The following is a 16,383-nucleotide window of genomic DNA, read 5'->3' as shown; positions in this document are numbered from 1 at the left end:
CCGGCGGGGTCTCCCGGGCGAGGAGGCCACGGCAACCCACCACTCGACGAGGTCGGGCCTGGCGAGGAGCCAGCCGGCGGCTACCGCGGCGCGGGGCGCAGCGGCGGGACGTGCCGGAGCCCGAACACCTCGCGCAGTGCCACCTGCGCGGCGTTGTCCCCGCAGGCACCGTGCACCGCGGGCCCGGGCGGGGTCGCCGACGAGGCGAGGTACACGCCCCGCACCGGCGTCTTGTAGGTGTTCCAGCGCGGCACCGGCCGGGCCAGCATCTGCCGCAGCGTCGCCTGGCCGTTGGAGATGTCCCCGCCGAGGTAGGTCGGGTTCCAGGCCTCCATCTGGACGGCGTTCTTGGTGACCCGGTCGACGATCGTGTCCTTGAAGCCCGGCGCGAACCGCTCGATCTGGTCCTCGATCGCCGCGGTCATGTCGACGTCGGAGCCGTGCGGCACGTGCACGTAGGCCCAGAAGACGTGCCCGCCGTCGGGGGCCCGCGTCGGGTCGGGCACGGTCGGCTGGACGGCGAGCACGTACGGGCGGTCGGTGAGCCGGCCCTGGTTGGGGGCCCGCTCGCCGGCGATCGTCTCCTCCAGGGTGCCGGCGACGTGGATGGTCCCGGCCCGCCGGACGTCGGGGTTGGTCCAGGGCACCGGCTCGGACAGGATCCAGTCGACCTTGAAGACGCCGGCGCCGTGCCGGTACCGGTCCACCCACCGGCGGTAGCCCTCGTGCACCCGGTTCCCGGCCATCGACACGAAGGCCCCGGGCGTGGTGTCCAGCAGCACGGCGGGAACGCCGTCGAACTCCCGCAGGTCGGTGACGAGGTGGTCGGTCACGACCTCGCCGCCCTGCTGCTCCAGCGCGGTCACCATGGCGTCGGCCAGGTTCTGCGACCCGCCCTCGACCAGCGGCCAGCCGACGTGGTGGCCCAGCATCGTCAGCAGCATCCCGAGCGCGGAGGTCAGCGGCTGGCTCAGGTCCAGCATCCCGTGCGCGGCCGCCCCGCCGAGCAGCGCGCGGGCCTCCTCGGTGTCGAAGTACCGGTGCGCCAGCCAGCTGACGTTCGGCAGCCCGTTGAGCCCGAAGTACGCGATCTGCGGCACGCTGCGCGTCGGGAGCCGCCGCAGCCGGCTGGTGAGGAAGAAGTCGACGACGTCCTGCCCGTGCTCCACGAGCGGCTCGAACAGCCGGCGGTAGGCCGCGGCGTCACGCCCGAGGCCGGCCGCGGTCTCCTCCAGCGACCGGTACGCCACCGAGGCACGCCCGCCGTCGAGGGGGTGCGCGTAGTTGACCTCCGGCTGCACCAGGCGGACCCCGCGGCCGGCCAGGTCGAACTCGCGGAAGAACGGCGCCGCGGCGGCCATCGGCTGCACGATCGAGCAGACGTCGTGCCGATAGCCCGGCCGCATGAGCTCCTCGGTGCGCATCCCGCCGCCGGGACGCTCGGCTGCCTCGACGACCTGGACCCGCAGCCCGGCCGCGGCCAGCCGCAACGCCGCGGCCAGTCCGTTCGGCCCCGCTCCGACGACGACGGCGTCCGGTCTCCCGTTCACCCCGTCATCGTGCCCTCGGCGGGTCAGAGCCGCGCGAGCAGCGCGTCAGCCGCGCGGAACGGGTCGGTCCGCCCCGCCACCACCTGCTCGGCCAGCGCGCCGAGCGCCGTCGAGCCGCCGACGTCGCCCATCCGCTCCCGCAGCCCGGCCAGCGCGATGGCCTCGATCTCGCGGGCCGCGCGGACGGCCCGGCGGCGGTGCCCCTCCCCCGAGGACGCCAGCCACGCCCGGTGCTCCCCGATCGTCTCGACCAGGTCGTCGATGCCGGTGTACGACGCGGCCACCGTGCGGCGGATCGGCGGCCGCCAGGCACCGGCGAGGTCGGGCCGGCCGCCGAGGGAGAGCGTGTAGCGCAGGTCGCGCACGGTCTGGTCGGCGCCGTCCCGGTCGGCCTTGTTCACCACCAGGACGTCGGCGACCTCGAGGATCCCGGCCTTGGCCGCCTGGATGCCGTCGCCCATGCCCGGCGCGACCAGCACCAGGGTGGTGTCGGCGAGCGAGGCGACCTCCAGCTCCGACTGGCCGACGCCGACGGTCTCGACCAGCACGATGTCGCACCCGGCCGCGTCGAGCACCCGCAGCGCCTGCGGCGTGGCCCAGGCCAGCCCGCCGAGGTGGCCGCGGGAGGCCATGGAGCGGATGTAGACGCCGGCGTCCCCGGCGTGCTCCTGCATGCGCACCCGGTCGCCGAGCAGCGCGCCTCCGGAGAAGGGGGACGACGGGTCGACCGCCAGGACACCGACCCGCAGGCCGCGCTCCCGGTAGGCGCGCACCAGCGCGGTCGTCGTCGTGGACTTGCCGACGCCGGGCGAGCCCGTGAGGCCGACGACCTGCGCGCGGCCGGTGTGCGGGGCCAGCGCCGCGGCGACGTCGCGCAGCGCCGGGCTGGCGTCCTCGACCAGCGAGATCAGCCGCGCCACCGCGCGGGCCTCGCCGTCCCGGGCGCGGGCGACCAGGTCCGCGACGTCGACGGCACGCCGGCCCCGCCTCCCACGCAGGGGGACGGGGCCGGGCGTCTGGACGGCGATGCCGTCGGAGGTCACGCAGCCTCCTCGCCGGCGCTCGTCGGCCGCATGTCCTGCGGTGCTCCGTCCCCCGGTGGACCCGCGAGCTCGGTCACTCCTTCGCGGGCACGTGCAGGATCAGCGCGTCACCCTGGCCGCCGCCACCGCAGAGCGCCGCGGCACCGACACCACCGCCGCGGCGGCGCAGCTCCAGCGCCACGTCCAGCACGACACGGGCGCCGCTCATGCCGATCGGGTGGCCGAGGGCGATCGCGCCGCCGTTGGGGTTGACCTTCTCGGGGTCGATCCCGAGCTCCTTGGTGGAGACCAGCGCGACAGCGGCGAAGGCCTCGTTGAACTCCACCAGGTCGAGGTCCTTGGGGTCGATGCCCTCGCGCTCGCAGGCCCGCTGGACCGCACGCGACGGCTGGCTCTGCAGCGTCGCGTCGGGCCCGGCGACGACGCCGTGGGCGCCGATCTCGGCGATCGGGGTGATCCCCAGCTCGGCGGCCTTCTCGGCGCTCATGACCACGACCGCGCAGGCGCCGTCGGAGATCTGCGAGGCGGTGCCGGCGGTGATCGTGCCGTCCTTGGCGAAGGCCGGCTTCAGCTTGGAGAGGGTCTCCACCGTGGTGTCGGCCCGGACGCCCTCGTCGTCGCGGAACTCGATCGGGTCGCCCTTGCGCTGCGGGATGAGGACCGGGGTGATCGCCTCGTCGAAGATGCCGTTCTTCCCGGCGCGGGCGGCTTTCTGGTGGCTCTCGGCGGCGAACGCGTCCTGCTCCTCGCGGGTCAGGTCGTACCGGCTGTTCGCCTCCTCGGTCAGCTGCCCCATGGCGACCTGGTCGAAGGTGTCCGACAGCCCGTCGTGGGCCATGGCGTCCACGAGCTTCGCGTCGCCGTACTTCGTGCCGGTGCGGGAGTTGGGCAGCAGGTGCGGCGCCTGGGTCATCGACTCCTGGCCGCCGGCCACGACGACGTCGAACTCGCCGGCGCGGATGAGCTGGTCGGCCATCGCGATGGCGCTCATGCCGGAGAGGCAGACCTTGTTCACGGTGATCGCCGGCACCGTCATCGGGATGCCGGCGGCGACGGCCGCGGGACGGGCCGGGTTCTGACCGGCGCCGGCCTGCAGCACCTGCCCCATGATCACGTACTCGACCTGGTCGCCGGAGATGCCCGCGCGCTCCAGCGCCGCCTTGATCGCGATGGCACCGAGGTCGGCGCCGGAGAAGTCCTTGAGTGAACCGAGCAGGCGACCCATCGGGGTGCGGGCGCCGCTGACGATGACCGAACGGGACATGAGCTGCCTCCAGGGCCGGGCCGCCGACGCTGGCGACCCACGTGGTCGATACCGCCGCGACCGAGGCACGGCGTCGATCCCGCCGAGGATAGGCCGCCCGGCGCCATCCGGGGACCGGCGTGACGAGCGTCTCAGTCGGTGCTGGTCGGCAGGTCGAGGTGAGCCGCAGGCGCACGCCCGTCCGCCGCACAGCTGTGTGCGGTGGGCCCTCCCTGGTGTGTGGCCCACCCACCTGTCGTCTCAGACGTCTGGTTCGGGAGGATGTCGCCGTGACCACGGACCCGCGCACCGGCCTGCCGGCCGAGCTGTTCACCACGATCGACCACGTCGGCATCGCCGTCCAGGACCTGGACGAGGCGGTGGCCTTCTACGCCCAGGCCTTCGGCGTGCACTCGGTGCACGAGGAGGTCAACGAGGAGCAGGGCGTCCGCGAGGCGATGCTCGCCGTCGGCGACGGCGAGACGCGCATCCAACTGCTCGCCCCGCTGACCCCGGAGTCGACGATCGCGAAGTTCATCGGCCGCGCCGGCCCCGGCCTGCAGCAGCTGGCCTTCCGGGTGACCGACGTCGAGGCGGTCAGCGCGACGCTGCGCGAGCGCGGCCTGCGGCTGCTCTACGACACCCCGAAGCGCGGGACGTCGGACAGCCGGGTCAACTTCGTGCACCCCAAGGACGCCGGTGGCGTCCTCGTCGAGCTCGTCGAGCCGGCGACGACCGCGCACTGAACCACCCGATCCGACTGCCCGACCGGTGGGCGCGGGCGCTGATTACCCATCGGTAACATCTCGCGCCACCGCACTGCCGCTCCACCGACTCACGAGCCGACGAAGACCCGGGAGACGCACGTGAACGACATCAGGGACGCCATCCTCGCCGACCGGCTGGACGACATCGCCGGCCTCCCGGTGCCGGAGTCCTACCGCGCCGTGCTGGTCCGCAAGGACGAACAGGACATGTTCGCGGGCCTGCCCACCAAGGAGAAGGACCCGCGCAAGTCCCTGCACGTCGAGGAGGTGGCCACCCCGGAGCTGGGCCCGGGCGAGGCGGTGGTGGCCGTCATGGCCAGCTCGGTGAACTACAACACCGTCTGGACGTCGATCTTCGAGCCGGTGTCGACCTTCGGCTTCCTGGAGCGCTACGGCCGCCAGAACGCCCTCACCAAGCGCCACGACCTGCCCTACCACGTCGTCGGCTCCGACCTGGCCGGCGTCGTGCTGCGGGTGGGCCCGGGGGTGAACCGGTGGCAGCCCGGCGACGAGGTCGTCGCGCACTGCCTGTCGGTGGAGCTGGAGGACCCGGCCGGGCACGACGACACGATGCTCGACCCGCAGCAGCGGATCTGGGGCTTCGAGACCAACTTCGGCGGGCTGGCCGAACTGGCCCTGGTCAAGAGCAACCAGCTCATGCCCAAGCCCGCCCACCTGACCTGGGAGGAGGCGGCCGCCCCCGGGCTGGTCAACTCCACCGCCTACCGGCAGCTGGTGAGCAGGAACGGCGCGGACATGAAGCAGGGGGACGTCGTCCTGATTTGGGGCGCGTCGGGCGGCCTGGGCTCCTACGCCACCCAGATGGCGCTCAACGGTGGCGCGATCCCCGTCTGCGTGGTCTCCAGCCCGGAGAAGGCCGACATCGTCCGCTCGATGGGCGCCGAGCTGGTCATCGACCGCACGGCCGAGGGCTACCGGTTCTGGAAGGACGAGGACACCCAGGACCCGAAGGAGTGGCAGCGCTTCGGCAAGCGGATCCGGGAGCTGACCGGCGGCGACGACGTCGACATCGTCTTCGAGCACCCCGGCCGGGAGACCTTCGGCGCCAGCGTCTACGTCGCCAAGAAGGGCGGCACGATCGTCACCTGCGCCTCGACCAGCGGGTACCTGCACTCCTACGACAACCGATACCTGTGGATGAACCTCAAGCGGATCGTCGGGTCGCACTTCGCCAACTACAAGGAGGCGTGGGAGGCCAACCGGCTCATCGACCGCGGCCTCATCCACCCCACCCTGTCGAAGGTCTACCCGATGGACGAGGTCGGCCAGGCCGCCTGCGACGTGAAGAACAACTGCCACCAGGGCAAGGTCGGCGTGCTGACCCTCGCCCCCGAGGAGGGCCTGGGCGTCAAGGACGCCGAGAAGCGCGAGAGGCACCTGTCCGCGATCAACCGGTTCCGGGGCGTCTGAAGACGGACCACCCTCCCTCCTCCCCACGCCTCGTCGAAGGACCCCGTCCTGCCCACCCCTCGCAGGCTCGGGGCGGGACCCGGGACGGGGCCGGCGGGCCCCTGGAGGGTGGCCGCTCCAGACCTCATCGAGCCGGCGGCAGGACCCCGCAGGGTGCCGGCACGTGGCGCGGCCCCGTGCCGTGCTGGCACCCTGCAGGGAACGCCCGGCGACACGCCGGGCCGCCCCGCCGACTCTGCGAGGATGACCGCATGACCGATCCCCGCCGCGACATGCTGCCGATGCGCGAGGCCCAGCACTCGTTCGACGTGGTGCTCCGGGGCTACGACCGGCACCAGGTGGCCGAGACGATCGAGCGCCTCGAGGCCGACATCCAGGTCGCCCTGGCCGACCGCGACGCGGCGATGAGCCGCTCGGCCGACCTCGCCGGCCAGCTCTCGGCGCTGCACGGGGAGATCGACCAGCTCCGACGCAAGGCTGCGTCCTCCGGGCCGACCACCTTCGAAAACCTCAGCGAGCGCATCCAGCACATGCTGCGGCTGGCCGAGGAGGAGGCCGCGGAGATCCGCCGCTCCGCCGAGCAGGAGGCCCAGGCGCTGCGGGAGCACACCGCGGCCGAGGAACGGGCGATGCACGAGCGGCACGCTGCCGGCCAGGCCGAGGTCGACCGGATGATCGCCGAGGCCCGGCAGAACGCCGAGCAGATCGCCAGCAAGGCGCAGATCCGCGCCGACGAGCTGGTCGCCAAGGCCCAGGAGAAGGTCGCCCGGCTCGACGCCGAGTCGCAGGCCCGGCGGGCGAAGGTCGAGGAGGACTTCGAGATCGCCCAGCGGGCGCGCCGGCAGGAGGCCGCGCGGCTGGAGGAGGAGCGCGACCGCTCCTCGGCGGAGGCCGCCCGGCAGCGGGTCGCCGCGGCCGAGAAGCACGCCACCCAGCTGGTCACCGACGCCGAGGCCGCCGCGGCCGCCATCCGCGCCGTGCGCGACGAGCTCGCCGGCCGGCTGGTCGAGGCCCGCCGGCTGCTCGAGCGGCTGCCCGACCTCGGCGACCGCCGGCCCGAGGCGCAGGCCGGCCCCCGGCCCCCCGCGCCGGCGCCGCTCCGCCCGCAGCCCACCCCGCGCTCACCGCAGGCCCAGTCCGAGCCCGCCCGTGACGAGCAGTCCCGTCAGGCACCGGTCGGCCCGGTGACCACCGAGCAGCCGGTGGTGCGCCCGACCACCGCTCCGCAGCCGGCGCAGCGCCCGGTCGAGCCGCCGTCGGGCAACGGTGAGGCAGCCGCGGCCCGGCAGCCCACCCGACCGCCGGCCCCGCCGACGCAACCGGCCGTGACCCCCGCGACCGACGCCATGCCGCAGCAGGCGACGCCGGACCCGCAGACGACCCAGCAGCTGCGCCCGGTCCCGACCGGCAGCACGGCCGCCACGACGCCGTCCCGGGTCGACCCCCCGACGCTGGTGCAGCCGGCGGTCCGACCCGAGGACGCCGACACCGGCAGCCGGCCGGTCACGCCCGGCCGGCGCTGAACCCGGTCGCCCTCCCCCGGTAGCGGGGCAGCGCACCGCCGCCCGCGGGACACCGGCGTCCCGCGGGCGAGCCCGTCCACGGACGCCGGCGAGGAGGCGGAGTGCCCACCCGCCGTGCCCGGCACCGCTCCCGCCCCGGCGCACGGCTCGCCGCCCTCCTGCACGGCCGGCACGGTACGGTCGTCGTCGCGGTCCCGCTCGTGGCGGTGCTCGCCGCGGCCGTCGTCGCCCTCGTCCTCGGCGGGGACCGGGCGGACCGGTCGACCGCTGCCCCCGGGACCGCTCCCACCGGCGGGGCGGCACCCTCCCCGGACGCCGCCGCCCTGCTGGAGTGGGCCGGTCGCGAGCTGCCCGACCGCGCGCGGCTGCGCCCGGAGGACGACGTCCGTGGGGACCTGCTCACCGCCGGCGCCCCTGGCGACCTGGTGGGCAGCGAGGAGCCGACCGGACCCGGCGACCTGGTCCTGACCGTCACCGACGCCGAGCCGCAGGCGGGCGGCCGGGGCGTCGCCCGCTTCGGCCGGCTCACCGTGGTCGACCCCTCCCCCGGCCGGACGACGCCCGAGCAGCTGGACCGCCGGCAGGCGCTGGCCGCGGCGGTGCTGGCCAACCCCACCACGCGCGCCCCCGAGGCGGCCGCCGCGGTGCTGCGGTCGGCCGACGTCGACATGCGGCTGCTGTCCCTGCTGGCGGTGCTCACCGCCCGCGAGGGCCTCGGGATCGCCGTCTTCCCGCGGACCGACGAGGCCGAGGGGCCCGCCCGCAGCGTGCTGCTCGCTGCCGTGGGCAGTGCGCCGGTCGGGACCGGGCAGCCCGCGACCGAGCCGCTGCAGGCCTGGCTGGAGGCGCAGCTGCCGCCGTTCGCCCCCGACCGCGTCGAGGTCACCGCGGACGGCGTCCTGCTGTCCTACCGCTACGCGTCCGACCCCGACGCGCTGGTCGCCGAGGTCTCCCCGTGACGCTCGGTTGGACAGGAGTCGCGAAGGGTGCGCGAATGGGGGTCAGGGCCGGGGACCGGCCCTTTCCAGACCCGCTGGAGGAACCGTGGCCCGTTGGACCCGCGTGCTGGCCGTCACCGCGCTGACCGCCGGGACGGTGCTCGTGACCCCCATCGGGGCCGGCGCCGCCGAGACCGGGCTGCTGCGGCTGGCCCACCTGTCCCCGGACACCCCGGCGGTGGACGTGTACGTCGACTCGGTCGCCGATCCCGGTGACGGGACGGCGCTGCTCACGGTGCCCGGCGTCGGCTACGGGACCATCTCGGACTACCAGGACGTGCCCGAGGGCGTCTACACGGTGAGCATGCGCGAGGCCGGGGCGGACCCGGCCACCCCGCCGGTCCTCTCCACCACCGTGCAGGTCGGCAGCGACAGCGCCCGGACCGTCGCCGGGGTGGGCCGCTTCGCCGACCTGGGCCTGGAAGTGCTCGAGGACGACCTCGCGCCCCCGCCGGCGGGTCGGGCCCGGGTGCGCGTGGTGTCCGCCGCGGCCAACGCGCCGGTGCTGGACGCCTCCGCCGGCGGGACCGACCTCGCCACCGGCCTGGCCTTCGCCGAGGCGGGCGCGTACACCCCCGTGCCCGGCGGCGCCGGGCAGCTGCAGGTGACCGTGGACGGCGAGCCGACCGAGCTCCCGCTCGACCTGGCCGCGGGCTCGGTCTACAGCGCGTTCGTCCTGGACCGGCCCGAGGGCGGGCTGACCGTGCGCACCGTCCTGGACGCGGCCGGTGCCGGAGTGGTCCCGACCGGCGGCGTCGAGACCGGGGCGGGCGGCACCGCGGCCGGGGCACCGGAGCCGGCCGTCGTCGGCGGCGTCGTCGGGCTCACCGCGCTGACCGGTCTGCTGCTGGTCCGGTGGTCGCGGCGCGGTGCCGCGCGGCACGCCACCCGGTCCTGAGGTCCCGCCCGTGGGTCGCCACCGGAGCCCGCGGCGGCGGGTGCCGCCGCTGGTCCGCTGGCTGCTCGCGCTGGCGGTCGTGGCCACCGGCGCCGTCGCGCTGCCGTCCTCCGGTGCCCCGGCGCCGGCCGCCGCCGGGATCTCCGCCACCGCGCCGGTGGTCGCCGAGCGGGGCACGGAGCGGACGGCGGCGGCGCCGGTGCGCGTGCGCGTGCCGGCCCTTGGGGTGGACAGCGAGCTGCTGCGGCTGGGCACCGACGCCGCCGGCGCCCTGGTGCCCCCGGACGACTCTGCCCGGGCCGGCTGGTTCGCCGGCAGCGCCGTTCCGGGCGACGTCGGTCCCGCGGTGGTGGCCGGGCACGTCGACTCGGTCGACGGGCCGGCGGTCTTCGCCCGCCTCCGCGAGCTCGCCCCCGGCGACGAGGTGCTCGTCGACCGCGCGGACGGGACGACGGTGCGCTTCGCGGTCACCGGGGTCGGCCGGTACCCGAAGAGCGACTTCCCGACCGAGGCGGTCTACGGACCCACCCCGCGGGCGGAGCTGCGGCTGGTGACCTGCGGCGGCGAGTTCGACCGCGCCGCGCGCAGCTACCTCGACAACGTGGTGGCGACGGCGGTGCTCACCCGTTGAGCCCGGCGGTCTCCGCGGAGACCGCCGGACCTCGGGCGGCAGTTTCCGCGGAAGCCGCCGGGACGTCGCTCAGCGGCGGTGGCCCCGGGACTCCCAGCACGGCGCGTGCCAGTGCCGGCGCCGGTCAGCGGCCGACTCGGTGTCCCAGGCGTCCAGGTCGGAGTCGCGCGGATAGGCCGGCCAGGTCACCAGGTGCGGCGTCCCGGGGCGGATCTCCTGGTCGCAGCCCGGGCAGCGGTAGGTCTTGCCGCTGGCGGCGCCGGTGAGCCGGCGCACCACCCAGTCGCCGTCGGAGGCCTCCTCCACCGCCTCGGGACGGCGGAACGGGTCCCGGCCCGCAGGCCGCGACCCCTTCCGTCCACTCCGGCGGGGCACCGGCTCAGCGGCGCGCGTGGTCCCGGAACCCGCGGCCGGTCTTGCGGCCCAGGTACCCGGCGGTGACGAGGTGCTCGAGCAGCGGGGCGGGCGCGAAGCCGGGCTCGCGGAACTCCGTGTAGAGCTCCCGCTCGATGGCCAGCGACACGTCCAGGCCGACGACGTCCAGCAGCTCGAACGGACCCATCGGGTAGCCGCAGCCGACCTTCATGGCGGCGTCGATGTCATCGGCGGTCGCGTAGTGCGCCTCGAGCATCCTCACCGCGTCGTTGAGGTACGGGAACAGCAGCGCGTTGACGATGAACCCCGCCCGGTCGGTGCAGGAGACCGCGTGCTTGCCCAGGCGCTGGGACACCGCGTGCGCGGTCGCCGCCACGTCGGGCGCGGTGGAGATCGTCGAGACGACCTCGACCAGCTTCATCACCTGCGCGGGGTTGAAGAAGTGCATGCCGACGACGTCCTCGGGCCGGCCGCTGGCCTTCGCGCACTCGATGACCGGCAGGCTGGAGGTCGTGGTGGCCAGCACCGCACCGGGCCTGGCGATCTCGCCGAGGTTGGCGAACAGCGCCTCCTTGACCGGCAGCGACTCGACCACGGCCTCGATGACCAGGTCGCGGTCGGCGAGCTCGTCGAGGACCGTCGTCCCGCTGACCCGGGCGAGCACCTCGTCGCGGGTGGCCTCGTCGAGCCGGCCGCGCTGCACCTGCTTCTCCAGCGACCTCGCCAGTTCCCGGTGCACCGCCTCGACCTTCTCCGGCGAGCGGGCCACGAAGCGGACGTCGTAGCCGCCCTTGGCGACCACCTCGACGATGCCGGTGGCCATGGTCCCGGAGCCGACGACGCCGACCGTGGACACCTCGCGGGCGCCTTCGGCGGCCCTGCCCTCGGCCGGGGTCCGGGCGTCGGGGACGACCTCGGCGGAGTCCCGCTCGGCGTAGGTGTAGAAGCCGCAGCCGGACTTCCGGCCGAGCAGGCCCGCGGTCATCATCTGCTTGATGACCGGGCTGGGCGCGTGCAGCCGGTCGCGCGACTGGCGGTACATCGTCTCGAGGATCTCGTAGGCCGTGTCGATGCCGATGAGGTCCATGAGCGCCAGCGGGCCCATCGGCAGGCCGCAGCCCAGCCGCATCGCCGCGTCGATGTCCTCGCGGCTGGCGTAGCGGTTCTCGTACATCGAGACCGCGTGGTTGAGGTAGCCGAACAGCAGCGCGTTGGCGATGAAGCCGGCCTTGTCGCCGATGGTGACGTCGACCTTGCCCAGCCGGGCGGCCAGCGCCTCGACGTCCTCGACCACCGACGGCTCGGTGACGACGGTCCGCACCACCTCGACCAGCTTCATGACCGGCGCCGGGTTGAAGAAGTGCATCCCGATGACCTTGCCCGGCCGCCCGGTCGCCACCGAGATCTCGGTGACCGACAGGCTCGAGGTGTTCGTGGCCAGGATGGTGTCCGGCGGGCAGATCTTGTCCAGCGCGGCGAAGATCTCGCGCTTGAGCTCCAGCCGCTCGGGCACGGCCTCCACGACCAGCTCGGCCTGGGCGAGGTCCTCCAGCGACGTGCTGAGCCGGATGCGCCCGAGGATGGCGTCGCGGTCGGCGGAGTCGAGCTTGCCGCGCTGGACCGCCCGGCCGGTGGAGTGCTCGAGGTGCTCCCGCCCGCGGGCCACGGCTGCCTCGTCGACGTCCACGGCGGTCACCGACAGGCCCGCCCGGGCGAGCACCTCGGTGATGCCGGCGCCCATCGTGCCCAGCCCCACCACGCCGACCTCGGTCAGTTCTCTGGCCACGCTGCCATCTCCTCTGCGCCGGCACCCGGCCCCGGGCGCCCCGTCCGCGATCGGGGGGAGTCTCGCACCCGCGGACGAGCCCGCGAAGGCCGGGCTACCGACCGGTAACGCTCAGAACAGCCGCTGCGAGGGGTCGTCGGTGCCCTTGAGGACGGCGTAGTCGACGGTCAGGCATTCGATGCCGCGGTCGCCGGCCAGCACCCGCGCCTGGGGCTTGATCTCCTGGGCGGCGAACACCCCGCGCACCGGCGCCAGCAGCGGGTCGCGGTTGAGCAGCTCGAGGTAGCGGGTGAGCTGCTCGACGCCGTCGATCTCGCCGCGCCGCTTGACCTCGACCGCGACGGTGCCGCCAGCGGCGTCGCGGCACAGCAGGTCCACCGGGCCGATGGCCGTCGGGTACTCGCGCCGGACCAGCGACCAGCCGGTCCCGAAGGTCTCCACGTGCAGCGCCAGCAGCCGCTGCAGCTCGGCCTCGACGCCGTCCTTCTGCAGGCCCGGGTCGACGCCGAGCTCGTGGGAGCTGTCGTGCTCCACCGACTCGATGGTGATGATCAGCTGCTCGCCGGCCTTGTTGGTGACCGTCCAGGTGCCGGAGCCGTCGACCAGCTCGTCGCGGAACGAGCACGGCGGGGTCATCCAGTTCAGCGGCTTGTAGGCGCGGTCGTCGGCGTGCACGGACACCGACCCGTCGGCCTTGACCAGCAGCAGCCGCGACGCCATGGGCAGGTGGGCGGTCAGCCGCCCCACGTAGTCGACCGAGCAGCGGGCGATGACCAGGCGCACGGGGTCCGACGGTACCGAACCGGCAACGACCGGCCGGGAGCCACGGGTGCCTCCGCCGCGGCACGGCATCCTGGCCGCGTGAGACGCGCCCCGCTGCCCGCCGTCCTGGCCCTGCTCGTGCTGGCGGCCGGGTGCGCCGGCTCCGGTGGCGACGCCGCCACCCGGCCGACGCCGGTCCCGGCCGGACCCGGCCGGCTGGTGCTGGAGGTCGAGCACGTCGGCGGCTTCACCACGCCCGAGGCGCAGGCCGCCCGGCTGCCGCTGGTCACCGTCTACGGCGACGGCCGGGTCGTCGCTCCGGGCGCGCAGATCGAGATCTACCCGCCGCCGGCGCTGCCGCCGCTGCAGGTGTGGCGGCTGGACGCCGACGGCGTGCAGGCCGTCGTCGACCGCGCCGTCGCCGCCGGCGTGACCGGCAGCGGGGACCTGGGCAGCCCGCCGGTCGCCGACGCCCCGGCCACCCGGTTCACCCTCGTCACCGACGAGGGGACGGCGGTCCGCGAGGTCGAGGCGCTGTTCGAGCTGCCCGGGGACAGCGGGCTCACCCCCGAGCAGCAGGCCGCGCGCGGGGAGCTGCTGGGTCTGCTGGGCGTGCTGACCTCGCCCGAGCCGCTGGGCGCCACCGGCCCGGAGCCCTACGAGGCCGAGGCGGTGGCCGCCGTCGTCACGCCGTGGACGCCGCCCGCCGACCCCGCGCTGGAGCAGCCGGAGGCCGCCTGGCCCGGCCCGCCGCTGCCCGGTGAGCCGCTGCCCGGCGGGCTGGGCCTGTCCTGCGTCGTCGCCCGCGGGGACGACGCCGGTGCGGTCCTGGCCGCGGCGGCGTCGGCGACCACCCTGACGCCGTGGGTCGCCGGCGACGGCAGCCGGTGGCTGCTGACCCTGCGCCCGCTGCTGCCGCACGAGACCGGCTGCGCCGAGCTCGGCAGCTGAGACGCCGCCGGCCCGGCCCCCATGCGGAGGACCGGGCCGGCAGATGCGGGTGCCCGGCTACACGGTGGCGGGCTGACGCAGGTCGGCGTCCACCCCGCCGGTCTCCTCGACGGCCGCGAGCGGCTCGGCCGGGCGGCCCGACCGGAAGCGAGCCACGTCGAGGATGCCCTCGCGCTTGGCCACGATCGTCGGCACCAGCGCCTGGCCGGCGACGTTCACCGCGGTGCGGCCCATGTCCAGGATCGGGTCGATCGCGAGGAGCAGGCCGACGCCGGCGAGCGGCAGGCCGAGGGTGGAGAGGGTCAGCGTCAGCATGACCACCGCGCCGGTGACGCCCGCGGTGGCCGCCGAGCCGACCACGGACACCAGCGCGATGAGCAGGTAGTCGGTGAGACCGAGGTCCACGCCGAAGAACTGCGCCACGAAGATCGCCGCCAGCGCCGGGTAGATGGCCGCGCAGCCGTCCATCTTCGTCGTCGCGCCCAGCGGGACGGCGAAGGAGGCGTAGGACCGCGGCACCCCCAGGTCCTGCTCGGTCACCCGCTCGGTCACCGGCAGGGTGCCGATCGAGGAGCGGGAGACGAAGGCCAGCTGGATGGCCGGCCAGGCCCCGGCGAACCACCGCAGCGGCGAGAGGCCGTGCAGCTTCAGCAGCACCGGGTAGACGACGAAGAGCACGAGGGCGAGGCCCGCGTAGACAGCACCGGCGAAGACGCCGAGCGAGCCGAGGGACTCCCAGCCGTAGCTGGCGACCGCGTTGCCGATCAGGCCGACGGTGCCGATCGGGGCCAGCAGGATGACCCACCACAGCAGCTTCTGGACGATCGCCAGCGCGGAGCGGGTCAGCGCCAGGAACGGCTCGGCGGGCTCGCCGACCTTGAGCGCGGCGACGCCGATCGCCACGGCCAGCACGATCAGCTGGAGCACGTTGAACGACAGGCCGCCCTCGGCCGAGGACTGCAGACCGAGGATGTTGGCGGGCACCAGCCCGGTGAGGAAGTCCCACCAGGACCCGGTGGTCTCGGGCGCGGCCTGGGCGGCGGCGTCGACCGAGCTGTTGCGGCCCGGCTGGGTGAGCAGGCCCAGGCCGATGCCGAGGGAGACCGCGATGAGCGCGGTGATCGCGAACCACAGGAGGGTCTGCCCGGCCAGCCGGGCGGCGTTGGAGACCTGCCGCAGGTTGGCGATGCTGACGATCACGGCGGTGACGATCAGCGGCGGGACGAGGACCTTCAGCAGCGTGACGAAGGTGCTGCCGACGGTCTGGAGCGTGCTGGTCAGCCAGTTCGGGGTGCTGTCGGCGACGGGACCCATGTCCCGGGCGACGAGCCCGAGGGCGACGCCCAGCACGAGGGCGAGGAGGACCTGCGCCGCGAACGGGACGCGGCGGAGACGAGCGAGCACGGAGGTGCCTTCCGGGGTTCGGTACGAGGGGGACGACGGGCGCGGCGTGGCGTCAACAGCCGGCGGTCGTCATCCGGCCGAAGTCCAGGGCGCGTCGTCGCGTCAGCCCCCACACGTTGTGCACGCAGGGACAAGGCCGTCCCGGCGCCCACTCGTCCCGCGTGTGTGCACTCTCACCCGGACGGCGGCCGAGAGGACCGGGTCCTTCCTCAGTCGGTCCAGACCGGACGACGCTTCTCCAGGAACGCCGACATGCCCTCGACCGCCCCCGGCAGCTGGCTGGCCGCGGCCATGACCTCGACCGCGGTCGTGTAGGCGTCCCGCTCCGGCCGGCCGAGCTGGGCGTGCATCGTCTGCTTGCCCCAGGCCTTGCTCGCCCGGGAGCCGCGGGTGGCCCGGCCCATGAGGTCGGCGACCGCGTCGTCGAGCTCGGCGTCGGGCACCACCCGGTTGACCAGGCCCCAGTCCAGCGCGGTCGCGGCGTCGATGACGTCACCGGTCAGGGCCAGCTCCATGGCCCGCTTGCGGCCGATGTCGCGGGCGATGGCCACCATCGGGGTGTGGCAGAACCAGCCGCCCTTGCCGCCCGGGGCGGCGAAGCCGGCCGACTCGGCGGCGACGGCCAGGTCGCAGGAGGCCACCAGCTGGCAGCCGGCCGCGGTCGCCAGGGCGTGCACCCGGGCCAGCACCACCTGCGGGACGTCGTGCAGGGTCTCCATCAGCTCGGTGCACAGCTGCAGCAGGCTGCGCACCTCGGTCACCGGCCGGCCGGCGACGTCGGCGAAGTCGTGACCGGCGCTGAACACCGGCCCCTCCGCGGCGATGACGAGCCCGGCGGCGTCGCTCTCCCCCACCTCCGTGACCGCGGCCAGCAGCTGGGTCAGGTGGTCGCGGGACAGTGCGTTGCGCTTGGCCGGCCGGCACATCGTGAGGGTGACGACGTCGCCGTCCCGCTCGACCCGGGGTGCGCCCTGTGCAGTCATGGGCCGACCACACCACGCAGAGCGACGGGTGGCAACGG

15 protein-coding genes are annotated in these 16,383 nt (G+C 74.9%); 7 read left to right on the top strand and 8 right to left on the bottom strand.

Annotated features, from left to right (window positions below; genetic code table 11):
- Positions 1–80 precede the first annotated feature (80 nt).
- From ACI78Z_RS11050 to ACI78Z_RS11040, 3 genes are all read right to left on the bottom strand, one after another.
- Complete coding sequence (locus ACI78Z_RS11050; RefSeq protein ID WP_457036579.1) at positions 81–1,550, bottom strand: phytoene desaturase family protein; 1,470 nt, start codon at positions 1,548–1,550, stop codon at positions 81–83.
- Between the two features lie 23 nt (positions 1,551–1,573).
- Entirely contained in the window at positions 1,574–2,593 is a 1,020-nt protein-coding gene (meaB, locus tag ACI78Z_RS11045; RefSeq protein ID WP_457036578.1) for a methylmalonyl Co-A mutase-associated GTPase MeaB, read from the bottom strand.
- A gap of 73 nt (positions 2,594–2,666) precedes the next feature.
- Positions 2,667–3,857 (bottom strand): acetyl-CoA C-acetyltransferase, encoded by a 1,191-nt coding sequence (locus ACI78Z_RS11040; RefSeq protein WP_457036577.1) that lies wholly within the window; start codon positions 3,855–3,857, stop codon positions 2,667–2,669.
- 269 nt (positions 3,858–4,126) lie between these two features.
- Here ACI78Z_RS11040 and mce point away from each other — a divergent pair, with 269 nt between their 5' ends.
- The 6 genes from mce (at position 4,127) to ACI78Z_RS11010 (ending at position 10,084) form a co-directional block, all read left to right on the top strand.
- A complete protein-coding gene (mce, locus tag ACI78Z_RS11035; RefSeq protein WP_457036576.1) occupies positions 4,127–4,582 on the top strand; it encodes a methylmalonyl-CoA epimerase in 456 nt (151 codons plus the stop codon).
- 120 nt (positions 4,583–4,702) lie between these two features.
- On the top strand, positions 4,703–6,034 hold the full coding sequence (ccrA, locus tag ACI78Z_RS11030) for a crotonyl-CoA carboxylase/reductase (RefSeq protein WP_457036575.1): 1,332 nt from the start codon (positions 4,703–4,705) through the stop codon (positions 6,032–6,034).
- Positions 6,035–6,285: 251 nt separating this feature from the next.
- Positions 6,286–7,557: a hypothetical protein gene (locus ACI78Z_RS11025; protein ID WP_457036574.1), complete on the top strand. Its 1,272-nt coding sequence runs from the start codon at positions 6,286–6,288 to the stop codon at positions 7,555–7,557.
- Positions 7,558–7,658: 101 nt separating this feature from the next.
- Positions 7,659–8,516, top strand: a complete 858-nt coding sequence (locus tag ACI78Z_RS11020) for a hypothetical protein (RefSeq protein WP_457036573.1) — start codon at positions 7,659–7,661, stop codon at positions 8,514–8,516.
- A gap of 85 nt (positions 8,517–8,601) precedes the next feature.
- Entirely contained in the window at positions 8,602–9,453 is an 852-nt protein-coding gene (locus tag ACI78Z_RS11015; protein ID WP_457036572.1) for a DUF4397 domain-containing protein, read from the top strand.
- 10 nt (positions 9,454–9,463) lie between these two features.
- Positions 9,464–10,084 (top strand): class F sortase, encoded by a 621-nt coding sequence (locus tag ACI78Z_RS11010; RefSeq protein ID WP_457036571.1) that lies wholly within the window; start codon positions 9,464–9,466, stop codon positions 10,082–10,084.
- Between the two features lie 69 nt (positions 10,085–10,153).
- On the opposite strand, the gene ACI78Z_RS11005 is transcribed toward ACI78Z_RS11010, so the two are convergent.
- From ACI78Z_RS11005 to nucS, 3 genes are all read right to left on the bottom strand, one after another.
- A complete protein-coding gene (locus tag ACI78Z_RS11005) occupies positions 10,154–10,390 on the bottom strand; it encodes a hypothetical protein (protein ID WP_457036570.1) in 237 nt (78 codons plus the stop codon).
- A 73-nt stretch (positions 10,391–10,463) separates the two neighbouring features.
- A complete protein-coding gene (locus ACI78Z_RS11000; RefSeq protein ID WP_457036569.1) occupies positions 10,464–12,245 on the bottom strand; it encodes a 3-hydroxyacyl-CoA dehydrogenase family protein in 1,782 nt (593 codons plus the stop codon).
- A gap of 111 nt (positions 12,246–12,356) precedes the next feature.
- Positions 12,357–13,028 carry an endonuclease NucS gene (nucS, locus tag ACI78Z_RS10995; protein ID WP_457036568.1) on the bottom strand — a complete coding sequence of 224 codons (672 nt, stop codon included), beginning with the start codon at positions 13,026–13,028 and terminating at the stop codon, positions 12,357–12,359.
- A gap of 78 nt (positions 13,029–13,106) precedes the next feature.
- Here nucS and ACI78Z_RS10990 point away from each other — a divergent pair, with 78 nt between their 5' ends.
- Positions 13,107–13,958 (top strand): hypothetical protein, encoded by an 852-nt coding sequence (locus ACI78Z_RS10990; RefSeq protein ID WP_457036567.1) that lies wholly within the window; start codon positions 13,107–13,109, stop codon positions 13,956–13,958.
- A 57-nt stretch (positions 13,959–14,015) separates the two neighbouring features.
- Here ACI78Z_RS10990 and ACI78Z_RS10985 read toward each other — a convergent pair whose 3' ends face one another.
- The gene (locus ACI78Z_RS10985; protein WP_457036566.1) at positions 14,016–15,362 is read right to left on the bottom strand and encodes a dicarboxylate/amino acid:cation symporter; all 1,347 of its coding nucleotides are present in this window, start codon (positions 15,360–15,362) and stop codon (positions 14,016–14,018) included.
- Between the two features lie 209 nt (positions 15,363–15,571).
- Entirely contained in the window at positions 15,572–16,345 is a 774-nt protein-coding gene (locus ACI78Z_RS10980; protein ID WP_457036565.1) for an enoyl-CoA hydratase-related protein, read from the bottom strand.
- Between the last annotated feature and the right edge of the window lie 38 nt (positions 16,346–16,383).

The organism is Geodermatophilus sp. SYSU D01176, from assembly GCF_054050015.1.
Note: the sequence above shows the minus strand (reverse complement) of the source record. Positions and strands in the feature narration are given on the sequence as shown.

What these genes read in the sequence shown, in the direction of transcription:
- ACI78Z_RS10980 (WP_457036565.1), bottom strand. Translation starts at nt 16,345, where the DNA reads ATGACTGCACAGGGCGCACCCCGGGTCGAGCGGGACGGCGACGTCGTC.
- ACI78Z_RS11040 (WP_457036577.1), bottom strand. Translation starts at nt 3,857, where the DNA reads ATGTCCCGTTCGGTCATCGTCAGCGGCGCCCGCACCCCGATGGGTCGC.
- ACI78Z_RS11025 (WP_457036574.1), top strand. Translation starts at nt 6,286, where the DNA reads ATGACCGATCCCCGCCGCGACATGCTGCCGATGCGCGAGGCCCAGCAC.